Below are 22444 nucleotides of genomic sequence, written 5' to 3'. Positions count from 1 at the left end.
AACAAGCTTTTATTCAAAGCTAAGGACAAAATAAATTCTTAGCTTTGGATATTTGTAATATTAATAAACTATAAGATGAAAAGAAGGGGTTGGGAGTTTGGATAAAACAAAAACCACTGCATATTTGGCACTGATTGGAACTATTATGTTCTGGGGAGTTTCTTTCATTAGCATGAAAATAGTGTTAGAGGCATTTTCTCCAGTAGCTTTTGCAGTTGTAAGATTCATAATAGCAACTAGTATTTTAATAGTAGTAAAAATGAAAACAAATAAAGAAAAGGTTAAGAAAGAGGATTTAAAGCTTATGGCTCTCACTGGATTTTTTGCCACCACTTTATATTTTTGGTGTGAAAATAATGGTGTAATGAGGATTTCTGCAAACACCTCTGCCATTATAGTAGCTACCTTACCTATAGGTGCATTAATTTCAGATGCCATTGCATATAAAAGTAAAATAAGCTTAAGAAGTATTAGAAGCATTATTTTATCTATTATAGGAGTTTATTTTGTTATTGGAAACGATGCTATAAGTGGGACAGCCTTAGGTTACATATTTATGTTTGGAAGTGTAGTATCGTGGTGTTTATATATGGTATTTACAAAACCACTATTTAATAAGTATTCAGATATTACTATAACAACATATCAAGCTATCTTTGGTACCCTAGGTTTATTTCCCTTTTTACTTTTTGAAAAAGGTGAAGCTATAAGGTTTAATATGATTAATGGAACTATAATATTTAATTTATTATTTTTAGCTATAATATGTTCTTCAGCAGCAAACTTTGCCTACACTTTTTCTATGAAGCAATTGGGAGTGGAAATTACTTCTCTATTTATGAACTTACTTCCAGTGGTTACTTTTATATTTAGCTTTATAGTACTAGGAGAAAAACTAACTATTATGCAACTTTTTGGAGCGATTATTATAATATATTCTGTATATGTAGTTACAAAACCACAAAAAGTGAGCGTTGATAATAAGGCAGAAGAAGTTGAAGTTGAAGCTTAAGTTATATTAGTTTATCAAAAGCATAACTAAAGATTTTCGGTAATATACCGAATAATAAAGTAATAAGGCATCTTCAAAAAATAAACAAGTCAGTATGCTTGTCTATTTTGCGTTATACTGCGTCAACAGAACCCCTAGGTAGCGCTACTACCTAAGAAACCTGTTTCCTTGTCTAACTCAAAATATCCTTCACATCTTTGACTTGTTATTTATTTTCAGATACCTAAATAAATCAGATTAAGGTAGGATGGCAAAAGCTATGAAGAAGGTTATTTCTACAATTATGCTTATAATTAGTGTATGTGTATTAGTTGGTGCTTTCTTATTTTACCAATTTCAAGATGATAAGCTTTTAGCACTTAAGAGTCATATGAGCCTAATTGCTTTTAAGGGAAAAATAGAATATACAGATTCTGATGAAGAGGCAAAAAGGTTAAAGGAAGAAAAGAAGAGGTTGGAAAAAGAAGAGAAAGAAAGACTAAAAGCAGAAGCAGAAGCAAAAAAAGAAGAAGAAAAAAAGAAAAAAGAGGAAGAAATACGACTTGCAGCTGAAAAGAAACAGCAAGAAGAAGCGAAGAAAAAGGAAGAGGAGCAAGCAAAAAAGAATCCTCCAAAATCTGTATTGTTAGATATTCCAGTTGTTAGTCAATTACCAGAGCTTAAAAACGGATGTGAGATAACTTCGCTTACCATGATGTTAAATTATAATAATATTTCAGTAGATAAAATGACCTTAGCAGATAAGGTTAAAAAAGATACTACCCCAATAACCTACAATGGATCTTCAATAGGGAGTTGGGGAAATCCTAATGTGGGATTTGTAGGTGATATCACTGGGAAAAGCCCAGGGTATTCGATATACCCAGAGCCTTTAAAACCCTTAGTTGAAGAATACATGCCAGGAAAATCCTTAATCTTAAATGGTGTTGATTATAGTGATATTGAGAAGGTTTTAGCAGATAAAAGGCCAGTGGTTGTATGGGTAACTGTTGATTTTAAACCACCAACAAGGCAAGCACAATGGGTTAGTAATGGGGAAAATATTACTGTTAATTTATCACAGCACGCAGTGCTACTTACAGGGTATGATGAGAATAATGTCTACTATAACGACCCATTAGATAATAGTAAAAACAAAAGTGTTTCAAAAGAAAACTTTAAAGCTATATGGCAAACAATGGGTAAGCATGCATTATCTTATTATAAGTAATAGATTAAATAAAAATATTAAATAAGAGCTATGATATTTTAAGAATTGTTAGGGGACTTAAAATATCATAGCTTTTATGGTTATGCAGCAATTTTAATTTGTCCTGTATAGATAAGAAAACTCAATAGTTGTTATATTTTTAAATCAGGAAATTCATTGATATTTTAATTTGTATTTTTTCAATAGTTTGAACTCGCATATCTCTATAGAAAATCAACAAGTTTTGTGCTGTAATTAATGACTTTTGAAATATATGTGAAAATTTACAAGTAATAACTATATTTGATAATGGGTGTGAAAGCATAAATTAGAGTTAATTTGAAGGTTAAACTGAAATAAATATTTGGGAATTATGACTTTTTTATGACTATCTTTCGTATATATAATAACAATATTTGATAATTGTACATAAATAATCAGTTAATATGTAAGTTAATTTTTTATATGTAGTAAAAGTAAAGGAGAGAGCTTTATGAAGGATAATAAGTTTTTATTTAAGGTTTTAGCCACCGCATTAATATCTGTGTTTATTTTTACTGGTTGTGGTAGTAAGAAAGATGGGTCAAGTACTAAATCACCCGCTGCTGCATTAGAGAAGAATCAGGTTTCAGACAACGTAAAAAGTGAAAATGGAGTTGGAATACAAAAGCCAGGTGAAAAACCAGCAGCGAGTAGTGATAAAGCTACTGAAAATAAGGCAATGGTTGATAGTGAAAGAAAAATAATAAAGAAGGGCAATGCAGTTTTAGAAACTCTAAAATTTGAAGAAAGTCTAAATAGTATTCTAAAGGAAATTGAAACAAAGGGGGGCTATGTTGAAAGTTCAAATGTTCAGGGAAACACTAATGGTAAGCAAATATATAATGAAGGTGGAAAAGCAATATACAGGGAAAATAGAAATGCTAATATTACAGCAAGAGTGCCAAAAGATGCTTTTGATGGGTTTATAAATGGTATTGGTAATTTTGGAAATGTAATATCAAAAAGCATTAGCGGAGAAGATGTAACTTCCCAATATTTTGATACTGAAGCTAGACTTAAAACTTTAAAAATACAAGAAGAGAGAATCCTAGACCTTCTAAAAAAATCTGGTGAGCTTAAAGATATCATAGAACTAGAAAAACGCTTATCTGAACTAAGATACGAAATAGAATCTCTTACAGGAACTCTAAAGAAGTTAGAAAGCATGGTGAGTTACTCTCAAGTTTCAATAAATCTTTTAGAGGTTGTAGAACTAACTCCAGAAGAGAAAACCCCTGTTACTTTAGGTGAAAAAATTCTTACAGCTTTAAAAAGCTCAACTAAAGGATTAATTGAACTATGCAAAGGCTTCCTAATATTAATTGCTACAATTCTTCCTTATGCAGTAGTAATTGGAGCAATAACTTTAATTGTAATATTTATTAAGAGGAAGTTTAATTTAAAATTCACTAAATTTAAAAATCCTTTTAATAATAAAAAGTAGTAATCCCATTGGCTGTATAATTCAACTAATTGAATTAGAAGTAAAGTTTAAGATGATTTTATATGGATAATTAATTTTATCAACGAATAATTTATCAGAAAGAGTTACTTCTTTTAATTTCAAAATAATAAAGCAGCTGGAATTTTCGGATGAAAGTTTTAGAGCTATAAGGGCAAAATTTATTCTGCTCTTATAGCTCTTTTACAATGTTTTTAAAAAGGTGGTGTTTTAACCAAAAGAACACCATGATATTTAAACCATAATGGAACACACGAAAATACCTTGAGTATATCTTAATCAACTATGAAAAGAAAGAATCTCATCATTTATATACATGTTAAATAGGCACAGCTTATCACTTTTTCTGAGAAGTAGCAATGTGAATAAAGTTAGTAATTTTTACATTACCGAACTCATGGACTAAAGTAATTCTATCTACCCCATAGGGACCCTTATGGTCAGGTTCACAGGTAACTAATTGAAGAGTAACTTCATAGTATTTGTTATCATCACTTAAGGGTTTAAAGTCTATTACTTTTGCATTTTCAAAATCAATATATCTATTTCTTCCGTAGTAAGAACTTATACCACTAGTTATATGGGGAATCAAGGGTTCAAGAGCATTAAAGGTACTCAATTCATAAGTATTTGTAGTATCTTCTTGACTAATGGTGGCTATAGTTTTAGTGTTAAAGTTCTTGAAGCTAATATTGTTTGAACCTAGGATAAAAAGTCCTAGTATAAAGCATATAAATTTTTTCATAAGAAATCCTCCAATATTATAAAATAGAACTATTTTTATTTTGTTTATTTTACTGTATTTTTATGTATAATCTTATATATAGGGAGACAGGGGTAAAACTTAGCTTATATACGAGTCCTACCCTAGTTACCTCAAGGATTTATCAATATGAATTTCATTCATATTGAACAAGTTAAAGTTCTACCATGGAACCTTATAAGAGGTGATACTATATAGTGCAGTGTAAAATATGTAATTTGTATAGATTTTAAACAAATTGATGAAAATCGACTTATTTATTATGGAGCACTTTTGAGGCTCTTAATTACAAATCATATTAACTGCATCAGTAGTTTATTAAATGATGAAGTAAGTTTATAAAAAAGAAGTATGATATATGTATTGGAGGATATAAATGAGATATGAAGGAACCTTATATAGACCACCAAGTGAAGCCTATAGTTTAATAGTTCAAGCCACCATTGGATGTTCGCATAATAGCTGCAGTTTTTGCAGTATGTATAAAAATAAGACTTTTAGAACTAGACCTCTAAAGGAAATTATTGAGGATTTCAAGGAGGCAAGAAAGAGATATTCCAGGGTCGAAAAAGTTTTTTTAGCTGATGGAGATGCACTGATTATAAACACAGGAGATTTAATAACTATACTTCAGAACATAAAATCACTATTTCCAGAGTGTAAGAGAGTTGGAGTATATGGATCACCTAAGTCTATACTAGGAAAAAGTAACGAAGAACTTACATTTCTTAAAGATCAAGGACTGGGAATAATTTATTTAGGTATTGAAAGTGGCAGTGATAAAATATTAAAGGACATACATAAAGGGGTAACCTCTAAGGAAATTATTGAAGCTGGTAAGAAGGTGAGAGAAGCAGGGATAGCTCTTTCAGTTACTCTTATTTCAGGTCTTGGTGGAAGAGAAGATACTGTGGAACATGCCATAGAAAGTGCAAATATCATTAATGCCATAAACCCTAATTATTTAGGAATTTTAACTTTAATGATTGAAGAAGGAACTGAATTACAATTTAAAATAGCTTCAGGTGAGTTTTCTTTACTAAGTCCAAGGGAAATTATGGAGGAAATGAAAGTATTTCTTGAGAATATTGAAGTCAAAGATACCGTGTTTAGAAGCAACCATGCTTCTAATTATATAAATCTTGGAGGAGTATTAAGTGAGGAGAAAAATAAAATTCTAAAAGAAATAGATTATATTCTTACAAATGATAGCTATTATAAAGATGAAAGGCTTAGAGGATTATAGAATAGGCAAAAAAATAGGGGTATCCGCAAATGGATATCCCTATTTTATTACATATAAAGCATTAGGCATCTTCAAAAAATAAGTAAGTCAATCTGCTCGTCTATTTTGTGATATACTGCGTCAACAGAACCCTTTGATAGCCCCACTATCTGCGGAACCAGTTTCCTTGTCGGCACAAGCTTGCTTGTGAACGCAAAATAGCCTTCACATCTTGGACTTGTTATTTATTTTCAGATGCCTTAATCTATTGGAACTTGGAAAAATTATTTTTCCTTAGTTTCTATTTCTTGTAATACTCTTTCAATAAAGCTATCTAGTTGAAGTGCACCTTCATCACCGTTCTTACGGCTTCTTACTGCAACCTCTCTGTTTTCAGCTTCTTTTTCTCCAACTACTAGGATATAAGGAGCTCTTTCATTACGAGCTTCTCTGATTTTGTAACCAATCTTTTCAGCTCTGTAGTCAGTTTCAACTCTAATTCCTTTGTTTTTAAAGGCTTTAGTAACTTCTTCAGCATAATCATGGTATTTTTCAGAGATTGGAAGAACCTTAACTTGAACAGGTGCAAGCCAAACAGGGAAAGCACCAGCATATTTTTCAATAAGCATAGCAAGAGTTCTTTCATAGCAGCCTATAGAAGTTCTATGAATGATATAAGGATGTTTTTCTTTTCCGTCCTTATCGATATAAGTCATTCCAAATCTTTCAGCTAGAGAGAAGTCAATTTGCACAGTGATTATTGTATCTTCTTTTCCATGAACATTCTTAAATTGTAAATCAAGTTTAGGACCGTAGAAGGCAGCTTCACCTATAGCTTCTTTATAGTTAATACCTAGGTTATCAAGAATCTGTCTCATCTTATCTTGAGTTGCATACCACTCTTCAGGTCTATCTATATATTTATCTTTTCTAGATTCATCCCATAGAGAGAATTGGTAAGTTATATCATCTTGAATTCCTAAAGTATTCATCATGAAGTTGATTAAATCAACAACCCCTCTGAACTCTTCTTCAAGTTGTTCTGGAGTACATACTAAGTGTCCTTCAGATATTGTAAACTGTCTTACACGAATTAAACCATGCATTTCTCCAGAAGATTCATTTCTAAACAAAGTAGAAGTCTCACCGTATCTTATTGGTAGGTCTCTATAACTTTTCTTATCATTCTTATAAATCATAAACTGGAATGGGCAAGTCATTGGGCGAAGAGCAAATACTTCTGTGTCAGTTTCTTCATGTCCAAGAACAAACATACCATCCTTATAGTGATCCCAGTGTCCAGAAATCTTGTAAAGGTCGCTTTTTGCAAGCATTGGAGTCTTAGTAAGAACATAGCCTCTTCTTTCTTCCTCATCTTCAACAAACCTTTGAAGTAGTTGAATGATTTTAGCACCCTTTGGCATTAATAGGGGAAGTCCTTGACCTATTGGCTCTGAAGTTGTAAATAACTTAAGCTCTCTTCCAAGCTTGTTATGATCACGCTTTTTAGCTTCTTCCATCGCTTCAAGATGTGCATCCAAATCAGATTTTTTAGTAAAGGAAGTTCCATAAATACGAGATAACATTTTGTTTTTTTCATTACCTCTCCAATAAGCACCTGCAAGCTTTGTTAATTTAAAAGCTTTTACAGATTTTGTAGACATAAGGTGTGGACCAGCACAAAGGTCTACAAATTCACCTTGTCTATAGAAAGTAATTTTTGCACCTTCTGGTAGCTCTTGAATAAGTTCTACTTTGTAAGGCTCTTGCTTTTCTTGCATGAAGGCAATAGCTTCTTCTCTTGGAAGTTCAAATAATTCTATTTTTAAGTCTTCCTTAACTATTTTTTTCATTTCTTCTTCAATGTGGTCAATGTCTTCATTAGTAAATGGTCTTTCAGTATCGAAATCATAATAGTAACCATTATCTATAGCAGGTCCAATAGCTAATTTAGCAGTTGGAAAAAGCCTGCTAACAGCTTGAGCTAGGATATGAGCTGAAGTATGTCTAAAGGCTTTTCTGCCTTCCTCATCATCAAAGGTTAATATGCTAAGCTCGCAATCATTACTAACTATAAAACGTAAATCTACTGTTTCTCCATTAACACTTCCAGCAGTCGCTACTCTAGCTAATCCTTCTGAAATGTCTTTTGCAATATCAAGAACTGATATTGGATTTTCATATTCTTTTACTGATCCATTTTTAAGTGTTACTTTTATCATTTTTAGTACTCCTTTCTGGTATTGTTTTCTATTTTGAAGTAGGCATATAAAGAAAAAATTCCAAATATAAGGGTGAATTTTTCAAAGCCGCCTTATTTGTTTACTAGATAGTATAAGAGAAATAAAAAAACTCGTCTCTTTTCATTAATGAAAAGGGACGAGTTATACCCGCGGTTCCACCCAATTTGCATAAAAATATTATGCCAACTTTTAAGACTATAACGTAGTCAACGAACTTTATTAAAGTCACTCAGAGGTGGTTTTCAGCAACTCTTCATTTAAAAGTACTTTCAGCTATTGTACCTTCTCTCTGTAAATGGATTAGAAGCTTACTCTTCTCTTCATCGAATTAAAAAAATATATAAATATATTATATGTTTATCATACTATGATTATTACACAAAAAACAATATATTTCAAAAGATTATGGTTGTCAATAGTAAAATAAATTTTATATAATTATAGCACTATAAAAAATACAGTCAAGGGTTTTTGTGGATAGCAATAGATTATTTTGGTATAATCATAATAAGTGATTAAGGAACTTTAAAATACATAAAGTATCTTTAGAGTAAAGCTTTAGTAGGAGAGAAAAAGAATGAATTTAGATAGAAACTTATTAATAGGAGAAAATGCTTTTAGTATAGATGGGGTTATCTCTATATCCAGTGGGATAGAGCAAGAAGAGTTTTTTTCGGAACTAGTAGAGTATTTACAAAATAAAGGAGCTTACTTTTTTGGCTTTACTGAAACTCTTGAAGGAGATGCAATGAAGGAAGGAAGATTTAAAGAACTTCTAACGATGAATGGAATAGAAGAGTATAAAGAGGAAGAAATATAATAGTAAGGAGAATAGTATGGAAAAGATTAAGGTTATGTCTATATTTGGAACTAGACCAGAAGCAATAAAAATGGCACCTCTAATTAAGGAATTAGAAAGATGTGAAGAAATCGAAAGCAAGGTTTGTGTAACAGCACAACATAGAGAAATGTTAGATCAGGTTTTAGAGCATTTTAATATAACTGCAGATTTTGATTTAAATGTAATGAAAGAAAAGCAAAGCTTATCAGGAGTTACTAATCGAATATTAATAGGTATGGAGGAGATTTTTAATCAGTATACTCCAGACTTAATATTGGTTCATGGAGATACAACTACCACCTTCTCTTCAAGTCTTGCAGCTTTTTATAAGCAGATTCAAGTAGGGCATGTGGAAGCAGGATTGAGATCCTTTGATAAGCATTTTCCCTACCCAGAAGAAATAAACAGAAAGCTAACAGGAGTTTTAGCAGATATGCATTTTGCACCAACGGCTAATTCTAAAGAAAATCTTCTAAGAGAAGGAGTAAAGGAAGAAGATATATTTGTAACAGGTAATACTGTAATTGATGCTATGAACTTTACTGTACAAGATAATTATAAATTTAAATGTGAAGAGTTAAATTTAATAGATTTTAATAAGAAAATAATCATGGTTACCGCTCACAGAAGAGAAAACTGGGGTAGTGGAATAAGAAATATTTGTAATGCTATAAAAGAAATAGTTGGTAGAAATGAAAATGTAGAGGTGATTTACTCAGTTCATCTTAACCCTGTAGTAAAAGATATGGTAAAGGAAGTATTAGGAGAAACAGAGAGAGTACATCTATTACCGCCTTTAGATGCCAGTGATGCTCACAATTTAATGAATAAATGTTTTATGGTGATGACTGATTCAGGGGGACTTCAAGAAGAAGCTCCTCATTTAGGAAAACCAGTAATAGTATTGAGAGATGTTACTGAAAGACCAGAAGCTGTAAAAGCAGGTACTGTTAAATTGGTAGGTACCAACTATGATAAAATTATTAAGGAAACTGAAGATGTTTTAAATAATCAGCAGGTTTATAATAAGATGAAGTCAGCAATAAATCCTTATGGAGATGGAAAAGCTTCAAAGAGGATTGTAGAAAGTATATTATATAAGTTTAATAAGTGCTGTGAAAAACCAGAAGAATTTAAAGGTGAGGAATTTTAGATGGAGTTTTTACAAAGCTTAGATAAAGTTATTGTAGATTTTATACACTATGGACTTCAAAATTCAATATTTGATTTTCTAATGCCAAAGATTACTGCCTTAGGGGAAGCCGGAATTATATGGATAATCATAAGTTTGATCTTAATATCAACAAAAAAGTATAGAAAAGTAGGGATAACTTGTATTATAGCTCTATTTATAAGTTTGCTTTTTACAGATTTAAGTATAAAAAAGATAGTTCAAAGGCCAAGACCAATCACCCTATATCCAATAGAAAATGCTTTAATTAAAGTACCAACAAGCTATTCTTTTCCATCTGGACATACAAGTTCTTCCTTTGCAGCAGCTTGGGTTCTCTATAGAAGTATGGATAGGTATAAGTTAGGTTACCTAGGTATAGCAGTAATTATGGCTTTTTCGAGAATGTACTTATACGTTCATTATTTATCAGATGTAGTAGGGGGAGCAGTTATAGGGATCATTAGTGCAACTCTTGCCATGGTACTAGTAAATAAGTATTTTCAAAGAAAATCACAATTATAGGTGAAAATGGTTAAGAGGTCTCCTTAGAAGTTATAGTTCGAATGATGGATTAGTTCATAATATACATTATAGAGCCTGTATTAGATTTTCACTTAATTTTAAAAGTAATACAGTAAATAATTGAGTTAAGTTATTATAAGAAAAATAAGCAATAAAAAAAGAGGTTTCATTTTAAATAGAATGAAACCTCTTTTTTTATTGATTTACTTCTGTAAATTGTACCTTTGGTGAATCATGACTCAAAACATCAAACATAAAGCCTTGATTCTTTAGTCCTTCAATTATTTCAGGAAGTGCTTCCACTGTAGTATCCTTTGGATCTAAGTCATGCATTAATATATTAGCATGTTTAACATAATTACAATCCCCTAAAACTCTACTTACAATAATCTGTTTTTCTTGTCTAAAGGTTGAGGCATCTGTTGAATCTATATTCCAATCAAAGAAGGTATAGCCTTTATCGGTCATTTCTTGTGCTAAATTAGGCATAAAGCGAGAAGAACCACTATGATTCCAGCTTATTGTATTATTAGAGCCACCAGGGAATCTCAAAATCTTTGATGGCTTTTGTCCAGTAACTTTTTCAAGTTCATTGTCTAGTTTTTCAACATCAGCAATAAAATTTTCCTTAGAAGAATAGATCTTTTTATAATCATGACTGTAAGTATGATTTGCTAGAACATGTCCACGTTTTACGATTTCCTTATATACCTCATCCTTGCCTTCTTTGTAGTTAACAAAGAAGGTAGCTTTGACTTTATACCTATCTAAGGTATCCAAAATTTTACCTGTATGGTTAGAAGGGCCATCATCAAAAGTTAAGTAAGCAAATTTCAAGTTTTTCATAGCTTCCTTATATGCTTTTTCTTTATCATTAACTTCAGTCTGAAGGGAAGTATTTTTTTGAGATAAGCTATCAATAGATGATTTAATTTCATCAAGCTCAGCTTGAAGCTTTTTTGTTTCGGATTTTGCCATAATTGCTTTACTTTGAGTAAATGCAGTACCTATTAAACAAAGGAACACTGCAAGAAAAAATACAGTTTTGCCAATTAATAAAAACACATTAGATTTAGAATTCTTCATAAGCTCCCATTCCCCTTATATTCATTATTGAGTTGATTTTGGAAGAGAATTGATTTTCTCCTCTAGCTGATTCTTAGAATTGCTAAGAGAATTATTTTTTTCTTCAAGATCAGCATTCTCTTTTTTTAGTGTTTCAACTTGTTTTCTTAGCTCTTGATTTTGAGATTCATATTGAGAAACTTTAGATTTTGTATAAGGCAGTATTGATATTATCGCAATACATAATATGCTTAAAATAATATATTTATTAAAGAAACTCTTCTTCTTTTTTTTCTTTCTTGATGAAGTTTCTAACATAATCCATCATCCTCCTTATTTAGTTAATGTTACTTTTAAGAACAACCTTAAGTAATAAGTAATTTAATAATTGTTTATTATATTTTATGTAAATTTTAAACTTTGGTTAGCATTTGCTAACTAAGTTTAATAAGTATAAAAAAAATTTGATAATAGCTTGTACTAACTTGAAGATAATAAAAAATATGTTATAAAAACAATAAAAAACCGAGTTTATATGAAACTCTTATGTAGAAAGATTTGTAAATATATCGACATAAGTATTATATTATAAAAATAGGTAGTATTCAATTATATTATTGGGTATGAAGGAGATTTTAAAGTAAAATTATAAAGCATCATACTATTAAAGTATGATGCTTTATAATTAGTTGTTTTAATGTTAGATTTTAAAATTTTAATATTATTGTCTTCCTAGTTCAAAGCTACCACAATCTGTACATTGTTTTGATTCAGCATGACCTTCATGTTTAACAACTTGAATTTGGTCTAATGTACAATAATTTTGTTCTTGAGCATGATATTTACATTCACTAACTATACATCCTATACTTTTGTTTTTTTCCATGTTAATCCACTCCTTTTAATTTTAATTTTAAGCTCATAAAGTTCTACCTTATAAAAGATTAATAGTGTTAATCAGCTATAAGATTAGCTAAAAACTAATAAAGTTGTTAGCAGTAATGAGATAACTCTTAGTGGAAGTTCTCATTACAAGTTTATTATCTGCAAAGGATAGGTTTTTATCCTTTGTAAATTTTGATAAAAGTTTTAATAACAGGGGAGATTTCAAATAAATAAGGAGTATATATTTTATGAGAATTAACATTTATACAATTTTAATTAAAATTTATCAGTAAGTAATAAATAATAAGTAAGAGAAAATAATTAAAACTCTTATTTGTAGTTTCACTATAATTTGCGGGAAATAATGAAGACTAGAGAATTAAGCCTAAAAAACTCTTTGACTTTTATCTTTAACGATTATCTTTTCACTTTTAGTTTTTAACCAATCTGCAAAGTTTGATTTTACAAGTTCATATTATTAAAAAATTATTTTCATTAGTAAAAATAATAGATGCGAACCCTGAACCAGAAGAAAGTACAGAAAAAAATAAAACTGCTGAAAAAATACCAGCAGTCTTATTTTTTTATTTTATTTTTAAATTATGTTTAAACGTCCATTCTTCCTACATTTTCAGGAATGATTAAGTCAGCAAGAGTAGCGTTCTTAACATCTTCAATTGTAGACTCTGGTCCAAGTTCTCTTAATACTAAGCCTTCAGGAGTTACTTCCATTACAGCCATTTCAGTTACGATTAAGTTAACTTGATGTGCAGCAGTTAGGGGTAATGTACATTTCTTTAATATCTTTGGAGCACCTTTTGCAGTATGTTCCATAGCAACAATTACCTTCTTAGCTCCTACAACTAAATCCATTGCTCCGCCCATTCCAGGAACTTTTTTACCTGGTATCATCCAGTTAGCAAGGTTTCCTTCTTGGTCAACTTCTAGAGCGCCTAAAACTGTAGCATCAACATGTCCACCTCTTATGATTCCAAAGGATACTGAAGAATCAAAGAAAGCAGCTCCAGGAAGTACTGTAACATGTAAGCCACCAGCATTAACTAAGTCCTTATCTTCTTCGCCAGCAGCTGGAGCAGGTCCAATGCCAACAAATCCGTTTTCAGATTGAAGAGTAACATCTATTCCTTCAGGAATATAGTTAGCGACTAAAGTTGGAAGACCAATACCAAGATTAACAACGTCTCCATCCTTTAATTCTTTTGCAACTCTTTTAGCAATAACTTCTCTAACCATGTTCTTATCCATGTTATTTATCCCCCTTTACGATGTAGTCTACAAATATTGAAGGTGTCATAACTTCATTTGGATTTATTTCACCAACTTCAACTAATTCTTCAGCTTCAACTATAACTAAGTCAGCAGCAGTAGCCATTAATGGGTTGAAGTTTCTAGTTGCTTCGTTATAATAAACATTTCCTTTTTTATCAACCTTTGAACCAAAAATTAAGGCTACATCAGCTCTTAATGGTTTTTCTAATAAGTACTCTTTTCCATCCACAGTAATTTTTTCTTTTCCTTCTTCAACCACTGTGCCAAGACCAGTTGGAGTTAAGAAACCACCAAGTCCTGCACCACCACATCTAACTCTTTCAGCAAGAGTACCTTGAGGTACAAGCTCTACATCCATTTCCTTTTCGTTCATTTGACGACCAGTTTCTGGGTTTGTACCAATATGAGAAGCTATTGTTTTCTTAGCTTGTTTGCTTACTATTAGCTTACCAATTCCTTTATCAACAAAGCCAGTATCATTACCTACTATAGTTAAATCCTTTACACCCTTGGCAACTAAAGCATCTATAAGTTTTTCAGGTGTTCCCACAGCTAAGAATCCGCCAATCATAACAGTCATGCCATCATTAATGTGCGAAACAGCTTCCTCAATTGTAATAATCTTGTTCATAACTTTCCCTCCATATAAAACAATTTATAAACAATATCATTATACACTATTTTCAAAAAGTTTCATATTAAATTAAAAGTATTCTAAGTTTTTCAAATTTAACTTTGAGGAGTGTTAAGCCATAAATTGCTATATTAGTAGCTTAAAATGTAAATAAGTACAATAATTTGGGAAGTGATAGCTTACTACATTTAATCTTTATTTCTGTAAAAATTAGTGCTTTTAACCCATAGTATTCATTTGTTTATTTATATAAAATTAAGATATAATTATAGAAGAAGTTAAACCTGTAGTTAAACACTTAGATATAAGAACTTTAGGGGAAACTTTATAATTAAAAAGAATTTTGTAAACAAAAGAAATTTTGTTATGATAAAAAAATCCTTCTAGCAAAGCAATTAAGAGTTAAGAGATTGGTAAACTTTATATATTAAGAATAATTAGGATGTGAATATAATGGGTATTAGATTTATATATGGAAGATCTGGTACAGGAAAGAGCTACACCTGTATTGAAGAAATTTATAATAAAGTCAAAGAAGGGGCTGGGCATCCCTTAATTCTTGTGGTTCCTGAACAACTTTCTTTCAGAGCAGAAAAATCATTGATTCAAAGAATCGGGGCTACAGGAATAAATAATGTTCATGTACTAAGTTTTAAAAGACTTGCATTTACAGTATTTAGTGAAGTTGGGGGTATAGCGCACAAGCATATGAATTCCACTGGGAAAGCTATGATAATTAATAAGATACTACAGGAATCTAGGGAAGAATTAAGTATCTTTGGAAAGGTATCAAAGCAACGAGGGTTTGTAGATACCATATCTGATGTGATTACAGAGCTTAAAAGACATAATGTAACCCCGGAAGTTTTAGGAGAATTAAAGGATAAGGTTTCAGATAATCCACTATTATTTCATAAGCTTTCAGATATAAGTTTAATTTACAATAGTTTTCAAAATAAGGTTAATAGGGGATATTTTGACCCAGAGGATGATCTTACTCTTTTATATGAAAAATTAGAAGAGAGTAAGTTTTTAAAGGGAGCAGAATTTTGGATTGATGAATTTAGTGGATTTACACCTCAACAGTACAATGTTATTGGAAAGCTTTTTAAGCTTGGGAAAAATGTAAATATTACACTACCTTATAGTGGTGATGAGGTAAGAAATAAGGAGGACGAAAGCAATCCTTTTTATCCTGTTTTCATTACAGAAAGTACCTTAATAAAGACTGCACAGGATTATGGATTTTACCCTAAAAACCCACTATATTTAAAGATTAATCATAGATTTGAAAACTCTAAAGAATTAGCTTTTCTTGAAAAAAATTACTTTAATATTGGGGTCAAACCTTTTGAAGAGAAAACAGAAGATATAAAGATTTTTAAAGCTCAAAACTCCTATGTGGAAATGGAATATATAGCAAAGGATATTTTAAGATTAGTTAGAGAAAAGAGTTTAAGGTTTAACGATATTGCAGTAGTAACTAGAGACTTAGAAGCCTATGAGGAAATTACAAAGGTAATCTTTAATGAATATGAAATTCCTCATTTCATTGACAATAAAAAAGATGTATCAGGAAATCCTTTGATAATATATATAACCTCAATTCTTGAAGTGTTTATCAGAAATTGGAGCGATGTGGCAGTTTTAAGGTATATTAAGGCTGGTTTTAATAGTTTATCTAGAGAAGAAGTAGATTTGCTTGAAAACTACGTACTGGAATATGGAATAAAGAGCAAAAAACGTTGGACAGAGGATAAGTTTTGGAGGGAAAGTGAAAAGTATCCTAATATTATTGCACTGAGGGATAAAGCTGTAGGTTCTATAGTTTCTCTACAGAAGACTTTAAAGGGAGAAAAAACTGTTAAAGGAATTACTACTAGCCTTTTTAATTTTTTAAAAGCAGGTAATGTATATGAAAAGGTAGAGCAGTATATAGAAGTTTTTAAAGCAGAGGATAACTTGCTTTTAGTTGAGGAATACAGCAGTATTTGGAATTTGATTATAGAAATCATGGATCAACTAGTAGAAGTATTAGGAAATGAAGAAGTAACTCTTGATGAATTTAATAGTATTTTTACCATGGGTATTATGCAAAATCAAATGGGATTAATTCCCCCCTCCTTAGATTCAGTTATTGTAGGTAGTGCAGAACGAATTAGAACCCATGAAATTAAGGCACTTTATGTAATTGGAGTAAATGATGGAGTCTTTCCAAGAAGCAGTAATGATGAAGGTTTATTTAATGATTCCGATAGAAGATTATTTCAAAGCAATGGAGTTAGTGTAGCAGATAATAGCCTTCAACAAGCCTTTGCAGAGCAGTTTTTAATTTATAATACTCTTACTTTGCCAAGGAAGTATCTTTGTATATCATACCCAATTGCAGATGCAGAAGGAAGGGCAAAGCGTTATTCTATAATAATTCCAAGATTAAAAACCTTGTTTAGAAAAATTACAGAGCATAGTAGCATTGGAGTAGAAGTTGCTAAAGAAGAAACCTATGAGGAAATAGTGGCTAAAACTCCTGCTTTTAATCACTTGATAAGTAAAATTAGGGATTATATAGAAGAAGATAAAATTCATCCAATTTGGAAAGAGGCTTATAGATATTTTAAGGAACATGAGGATTACAAGGAAGTAACTAACAAAGTACTTTCAGGTTTTTCTTATACTAATGCTGTAGAAGAAATTAAAGCTGAAAAAATAAGAAAGCTTTATGGAAACAACTTTAGTGTATCTAAAATAGAAAGATATGCTCACTGTCCGTTTGCTTACTTTGTTCAATATGGACTTAGAGCAAAAGAAAGGAAAGTCTACACCTTTGCTCCTCCAGATTTAGGTAACTTTCTTCACAAGGGATTAGAAAAGTTCTCAGAAATAGTGGAGAAACAAGGTAAAACTTGGGGTAAGTTAGAAGAGAAGTTTGTTGAAGCTTCCATTGAAGAAGTTGTTGAATACTTAATTTCCATTGATGAAAACTCCATTTTAAGTAGTTCTAAAAGGCATGAATATGTAATTAAAAGGCTAAAAAGAGTTCTTCACAGAATGGTATTAATTATTGATGAGCAGATGGAAAGAGGAAACTTTAAGCCTCTTGGTTATGAAATTTCCTTTGGCTCTAGACCAGAAGATGATTATCCTCCAATTGAGATTACTTTATCTAGTGGGGAAAGACTTACCTTGGAGGGAAAAATAGATAGAGTAGACAAAGCTGAAATAAATGGGGAGACCTATTATAGGGTAGTGGACTACAAATCTGGTAAAACAGAGCTAAATTTACATGAGGTTTATAATGGACTTCAAATTCAGCTGTTAACTTATTTAGATGCTATTTTAACCTTAGAGAAAACCTTTAAGAAGGAAAGTACAAATCCAGCAGCTATGCTGTACCTTTCTATTGATGATCCTTTAATTCAAGCTAAAAAGCAGTTAACCGATGAGGAGCTTAAGGAAGAAATGTTAAAAAGCCTTAAAATGCATGGGCTTGTAATAAAGGATTTAGATATAGTAAGGGAAATGGATATAACTCTTGAAGAAGGAGGAACCTCTTCAGTAATTCCAGTAAGTCTTAAAAAGCCTAAGAAAGGTGAAGAGGAGCCGGAGTTTTCAGATAGGGGTACCACTGCTGTAACCTACGAAGGTTTTAAGGTGTTAAAAAACCATATGAAGGAAAATGTGATTAAAATTTGTGAGGAAATGCTTAGCGGAAATATCAGTATTGAGCCTTGTAAGAAATCTACTATTATTCAATGTGAGTATTGTGACTTTTTATCTATATGTCAATTTGATAGCACCTTAGGTTTAAATAAATACAATACACCTAAGCTTTTACCTCAAAAGGATATAATCAAAATTATTGAAGAAGAAGCTAATGCGAAAGGAGATGAGAGAGATGGAAAATAGAGAAGATGATAATACGGGATTAGATAGAGCTAGTCTAACTGGTGACGAAACTAGTAAGGAAGCTTCTCATAGTGAAAAGAAAGCATCGGAAGTCAAGTGGACAGAAGATCAATTGAAGGCAATTAACACTAGGCATGCGGATATTTTAGTTTCTGCAGCAGCGGGCTCAGGAAAAACTGCAGTATTAGTTGAGAGAATTATAAAGATAATTACAAATAAAGATAATCCTGTGGATATAGATAGAATGCTTATTGTAACCTTCACTAATGCAGCAGCTGCAGAAATGAGGGAGAGAATAGGAGAAGCTATATCAAAGGAGCTTGAGAAAAATCCTAATAACAGTAATCTTCAAAAGCAGCTTACTCTCTTGAATAAAGCTAATATCTCGACACTTCACTCCTTTTGTTTAAACCTAATAAGAAATAACTTTCATCAAATAGATTTAGATCCTAGCTTTAGAGTGGGAGATAGTACGGAAATTGCTCTATTACGTGGAGAATCCTTAGATGAGGTTTTTGAAGAAAAATACAATGAAGAAAATGAAAGCTTTCATAAACTTGTGGAAAGTTATTGTAACAATAAAAGTGATAGAGCATTATATGACTTAATTCAAAGGTTATATAATTTTTCTATGAGCACACCAAATCCTAAGAAGTGGCTTCTAGAAAAAGCTGAGGATTTTAATGTAACTGAGGGTTTTAAAGAGTTCTCCTTTAAAGAAGAATTTGTAAAAGAAGTTATAGAGGAGTTAACCCTAGGAGAAAAATTTTTAAAGCGAGGCTTAAGGCTCATTGATGAAAATGATTTTTTAGAAAAATATAGGGAAAACCTTCAAAGTGACTTAGATATAACTCAGGGTGCAAAGGGAATGGTGGAAACATCCTTTGAAGAATTAAACTCTTTCATAAAGGATACTTCCTTTGGAAAACTAGTTACAGTTAGATTAAAAGATGAAGAGGAAAAAATCCTTCAAGAAGAAGTTAAAACCTTAAGGAACAAAGCTAAGGATATTTATAAGGGAGTCAGTGAAAAAATTCTCTCCTTTACTTCTCCAGAAAATGCTGAAAGACTTAAGGAACTTTATCCTCTCATGATGGAACTTTCAACTTTAGTTATTGAGTTTAGAGAGAAATTTTCTAAAAAGAAAAGAGAAAGAGGAATAATTGACTTTAATGATCAGGAGCATTTTGCCCTTGAAATTCTAAAGACTATTGACGAAGAAGGCAGGGAAGTACCTTCTCAAGTAGCTTTAGATTTAAGAAATAAGTTTGAAGAAATACTGGTAGACGAATATCAAGATTCTAACGATGTGCAGGAGGAAATAGTAAATCTTATTTCAAGAAAAGAATCAGGGTTTAGAAATAGGTTTATGGTAGGAGATTTAAAGCAAAGTATTTATAGATTTAGAATGGCAAAACCAGAATTATTTAAAGAAAAAAAGGATAGCTACGCTAGAGAAGAGGGAGGAGATAATAGATTAATTACCCTTCACAAAAACTTTAGGAGCAGAGAAGAAGTTATTAACGGCATTAACTATATCTTTAACTCTACTATGAGTGAAAAGGTTGGGGAACTTCATTATACTGAAGAGGAGGAGTTAAAGCTTGGAGCAGAGTTTCAGCCTTTAGATGAGGAAGGTGTTGCGGGAGGAGCTGTAGAGCTTCACATAATTTCCCTTGATAATGAGGTAGAATTGTCCAAAGAAGAAATCACATTGCGAGAAGATGAAGTAAGCTGTGATGGTGAATTTAAAGGAGAACAAAAAATTCTAGAAAAAATCAGTTTAATAGAAACTACTAGTTCATCCAAAGAACAGGAAAATCTAGAGGAGGAAATGGAAGGAGAGTTAGAGGAAGAAGAGTTAGATGCAATTCAAATTGAAGCAAGGGTAGTGGCTAAAAGAATCCAAGAACTTATGGAGTATAGAGGCAAGGATACCTTTAAGGTTTATGATAAAAACCTAAAGGGCTATAGGCAGGTGCAATTTAAAGATATTGTAATACTTCTTCGTTCAGCAAATAAGTTTGCTCCAATTTATGTAGAGGAATTTAAAAATTTGAATCTTCCCCTATATGCTGAGGGTGGCACAGGGTATTTTGATACCATAGAAGTGAAAACAATTATAAGTCTACTTCAAATTATAGATAATCCACTTCAAGATATTCCTCTTGTGGCAGTACTTCGCTCACCTATTGGGGGCTTTACCTCAGGGGAACTAGCCGATATAAGACTAATTGATAAGAAGCTTAACTTTTATGATGCTATGAGGAAGTATGTGAGAGAACATAGCTTAATAAAAGATGTGAATTTACAAGAAGAGCTTGGATTAGATGTCATAGAAGACTATAACTTACAATTTAGCAGAAATGCTAGCGAAGATTCTAATGTAAGCAATGAATCTGAGAATATGAGCTTCGCTAAAGAAGATAATTATTTAGACATTCTTAATGAAAACAATGAAACAGAAGACAGTGAAGAGCCTCTTACTAGGAAAATTAAAGAATTTTTAAGAATACTTCAGATGTGGAGAAATAGGGCGAGGTATACTCCTATAAACAATTTAATTTGGGAGCTTTGTATGGAAACGGGGTATTATGGATATGTGGGAGCTATGCCAGCAGGAATTCAAAGGCAAGCAAACTTAAGAATTCTTTTTCAAAGGGCTAAGGAATTTGAAAGAACTAGCTATAAGGGACTTTATAATTTTATAAACTTTATAAATAATCTTCAAAAGAATAGTGAGGATTTAGGTGCCGCAAAAATTATTGGGGAAAATGAAGATGTGGTAAGGGTTATGAGCATTCATAAAAGTAAAGGACTAGAATTTCCCGTGGTATTCCTATGTGGTATGAGTAAGCAGTTTAATCAAAGTGACTTAAAGAGCAGGATTCTATTCCATAATGAGTTAGGCTATGGGCCTATGTATGTTGATTTAGAAAAGAGAGTAACCTTAAGCACTGCTCAAAGGGATTATATATCTAAGAAAATAGAAGGTGAAAACAAATCAGAGGAAATGAGACTACTTTATGTTGCACTGACCAGAGCTAAGGAAAAACTAATATTGGTTTCTTCCCATAAAAAGCTCCATAAAAAAATAGAAGACTGGGCAGAGGCGGCAAGGGATGAAGAAGATATAATATCAGAAAACTATACTTCAAGACAAAAAAACTATATGGATTGGGTAGCACCGGCTATTATGAAGCATATAGATGGTGAGTCTTTAAGAAAGTTTGAAGATGATATAAATATAGAAGATATAAATCACCATAAATCAAAATGGATAGTAGTTTTTCATAATAAAGCTGATTTTACTAAGGTTGTTGAAGAAGAGGAGACCACTATCTCAATAGAAGAAAAACTGAAGGAACTAGAAGAAGCTCCAATTAACGAAGAATATAGAGAAATTATTGAAAGGAACTTAAACTACAAATATAAGTATGAAGAAGCAACAAAGTTACCAACAGTAATCACAGTTTCAAAGCTAAAATCCATGGATATTGTGGAAAACTTCACTGAAGATGAAGAAAGGCTACAGGATGATTACCATAGGGAGTACAATAAGCCGCTTATGAAGGCTCCACTATTTCTACAAGAGAAGAAGGGACTTACCCCTGCTGAAGTGGGAACAGCTCTTCATGGAGTGATGCAAAGATTAGATTTAGAAAAGGTGAATACCTTAGAGGAAATTAAAGAGCAAATAAAGCAAATGCAGTTTAGAGAGATTTTAACTCCAGAAGAAACAAAAGTAATTAAAGGGGAAAAAATTTATAATTTCTTCCAAAGTGGTCTAGGCGTTAGAATGTTACAAGCCTATAAAAATGGAACCTTAAAAAGAGAGCTTCCTTTCCGTATGGAAGTAAGCAGCACCCTTTTAGATAATTCTCTATCAGGTGAAATATATAATGAGGAAAAAATAGTATTAAGGGGAATTATAGACTGCTACTTTGAAGAGGAAGGAAAGGCTATAATTCTAGACTATAAGACAGACTATGTGCCTAAGGGAGAAGAACAGGTAGTTGTAGATAGATATAGGACTCAGCTTAACTATTATGGAGAAGCGATTGAGAAATTAATAGGTAAAGAGGTAAAAGAAAAGTGCTTGTATCTATTCTCTATAGATAAGGAAGTTAACATAGATAAAATTTAAATGGTGTAAAATAGGCTTTCTAAAGTGACTTAAATAAGTTATTT

Annotated in this window: 16 protein-coding genes and 1 other annotated feature; of the genes, 9 read left to right on the top strand and 7 right to left on the bottom strand. The window is 31.5% G+C overall.

The genetic code is table 11. From position 1 onward, the window contains the following. Positions 1-97: 97 nt before the first annotated feature. The 3 genes from J2Z44_RS09015 (at position 98) to J2Z44_RS09005 (ending at position 3687) form a co-directional block, all read left to right on the top strand. Positions 98-1012 carry a DMT family transporter gene (locus J2Z44_RS09015; RefSeq protein ID WP_209649508.1) on the top strand — a complete coding sequence of 305 codons (915 nt, stop codon included), beginning with the start codon at positions 98-100 and terminating at the stop codon, positions 1010-1012. Positions 1013-1271: 259 nt separating this feature from the next. Next, complete coding sequence (locus J2Z44_RS09010; RefSeq protein WP_021281637.1) at positions 1272-2222, top strand: C39 family peptidase; 951 nt, start codon at positions 1272-1274, stop codon at positions 2220-2222. Positions 2223-2694: 472 nt separating this feature from the next. Continuing rightward, positions 2695-3687, top strand: coding sequence for a DUF4349 domain-containing protein (locus J2Z44_RS09005; RefSeq protein WP_021281636.1), 993 nt, complete (start codon positions 2695-2697; stop codon positions 3685-3687). A 355-nt stretch (positions 3688-4042) separates the two neighbouring features. Here J2Z44_RS09005 and J2Z44_RS09000 read toward each other — a convergent pair whose 3' ends face one another. Beyond that, positions 4043-4450, bottom strand: coding sequence for a DUF3888 domain-containing protein (locus J2Z44_RS09000; RefSeq protein WP_021281635.1), 408 nt, complete (start codon positions 4448-4450; stop codon positions 4043-4045). Between the two features lie 394 nt (positions 4451-4844). On the opposite strand from J2Z44_RS09000, the gene J2Z44_RS08995 reads away from it, so the two are divergent. Continuing rightward, complete coding sequence (locus J2Z44_RS08995; protein ID WP_021281634.1) at positions 4845-5714, top strand: radical SAM protein; 870 nt, start codon at positions 4845-4847, stop codon at positions 5712-5714. A 263-nt stretch (positions 5715-5977) separates the two neighbouring features. On the opposite strand, the gene thrS is transcribed toward J2Z44_RS08995, so the two are convergent. After that, entirely contained in the window at positions 5978-7915 is a 1938-nt protein-coding gene (thrS, locus tag J2Z44_RS08990; protein ID WP_021281633.1) for a threonine--tRNA ligase, read from the bottom strand. A gap of 150 nt (positions 7916-8065) precedes the next feature. Continuing rightward, positions 8066-8269 (bottom strand) — a binding site (T-box leader). Positions 8270-8513: 244 nt separating this feature from the next. Between thrS and J2Z44_RS08985 the strand changes: the two genes are divergently transcribed. Genes J2Z44_RS08985 through J2Z44_RS08975 form a run of 3 tightly spaced genes read left to right on the top strand, consistent with a single transcriptional unit; the run spans position 8514 to position 10473 of the window. Then, the gene (locus J2Z44_RS08985; RefSeq protein ID WP_021281632.1) at positions 8514-8756 is read left to right on the top strand and encodes a hypothetical protein; all 243 of its coding nucleotides are present in this window, start codon (positions 8514-8516) and stop codon (positions 8754-8756) included. A gap of 16 nt (positions 8757-8772) precedes the next feature. Continuing rightward, positions 8773-9930 carry a non-hydrolyzing UDP-N-acetylglucosamine 2-epimerase gene (gene wecB, locus J2Z44_RS08980; protein WP_021281631.1) on the top strand — a complete coding sequence of 386 codons (1158 nt, stop codon included), beginning with the start codon at positions 8773-8775 and terminating at the stop codon, positions 9928-9930. Beyond that, the gene (locus J2Z44_RS08975; protein WP_021281630.1) at positions 9931-10473 is read left to right on the top strand and encodes a phosphatase PAP2 family protein; all 543 of its coding nucleotides are present in this window, start codon (positions 9931-9933) and stop codon (positions 10471-10473) included. A 195-nt stretch (positions 10474-10668) separates the two neighbouring features. Here the strand turns inward: J2Z44_RS08975 and J2Z44_RS08970 are convergent, their stop codons facing one another. The 5 genes from J2Z44_RS08970 to atoD form a co-directional block, all read right to left on the bottom strand. Next, positions 10669-11559, bottom strand: coding sequence for a polysaccharide deacetylase family protein (locus J2Z44_RS08970; protein ID WP_021281629.1), 891 nt, complete (start codon positions 11557-11559; stop codon positions 10669-10671). A 24-nt stretch (positions 11560-11583) separates the two neighbouring features. After that, positions 11584-11856 carry a hypothetical protein gene (locus J2Z44_RS08965; protein ID WP_021281628.1) on the bottom strand — a complete coding sequence of 91 codons (273 nt, stop codon included), beginning with the start codon at positions 11854-11856 and terminating at the stop codon, positions 11584-11586. A 403-nt stretch (positions 11857-12259) separates the two neighbouring features. After that, entirely contained in the window at positions 12260-12424 is a 165-nt protein-coding gene (locus tag J2Z44_RS08960; RefSeq protein ID WP_021281627.1) for a DUF1540 domain-containing protein, read from the bottom strand. A 605-nt stretch (positions 12425-13029) separates the two neighbouring features. After that, complete coding sequence (locus J2Z44_RS08955) at positions 13030-13689, bottom strand: 3-oxoacid CoA-transferase subunit B (RefSeq protein WP_021281626.1); 660 nt, start codon at positions 13687-13689, stop codon at positions 13030-13032. A 1-nt stretch (position 13690) separates the two neighbouring features. Further along, complete coding sequence (atoD, locus tag J2Z44_RS08950; protein ID WP_021281625.1) at positions 13691-14344, bottom strand: acetate CoA-transferase subunit alpha; 654 nt, start codon at positions 14342-14344, stop codon at positions 13691-13693. A 456-nt stretch (positions 14345-14800) separates the two neighbouring features. Between atoD and addB the strand changes: the two genes are divergently transcribed. Together addB and J2Z44_RS08940 are read left to right on the top strand one after the other, a co-directional pair. Next, a complete protein-coding gene (addB, locus tag J2Z44_RS08945; protein WP_209649507.1) occupies positions 14801-18253 on the top strand; it encodes a helicase-exonuclease AddAB subunit AddB in 3453 nt (1150 codons plus the stop codon). Next, a complete protein-coding gene (locus J2Z44_RS08940; protein ID WP_209649506.1) occupies positions 18243-22400 on the top strand; it encodes a UvrD-helicase domain-containing protein in 4158 nt (1385 codons plus the stop codon). Before addB ends, J2Z44_RS08940 begins: the two co-directional genes overlap by 11 nt. Positions 22401-22444: the final 44 nt, after the last annotated feature.

The organism is Clostridium punense, from assembly GCF_017874425.1.
GTDB classification, from domain to species: domain Bacteria; phylum Bacillota; class Clostridia; order Clostridiales; family Clostridiaceae; genus Clostridium_J; species Clostridium_J punense.
The sequence above is the reverse complement of the archived record's forward strand: the minus strand, read 5'-3'. Positions and strand labels throughout refer to the sequence as shown.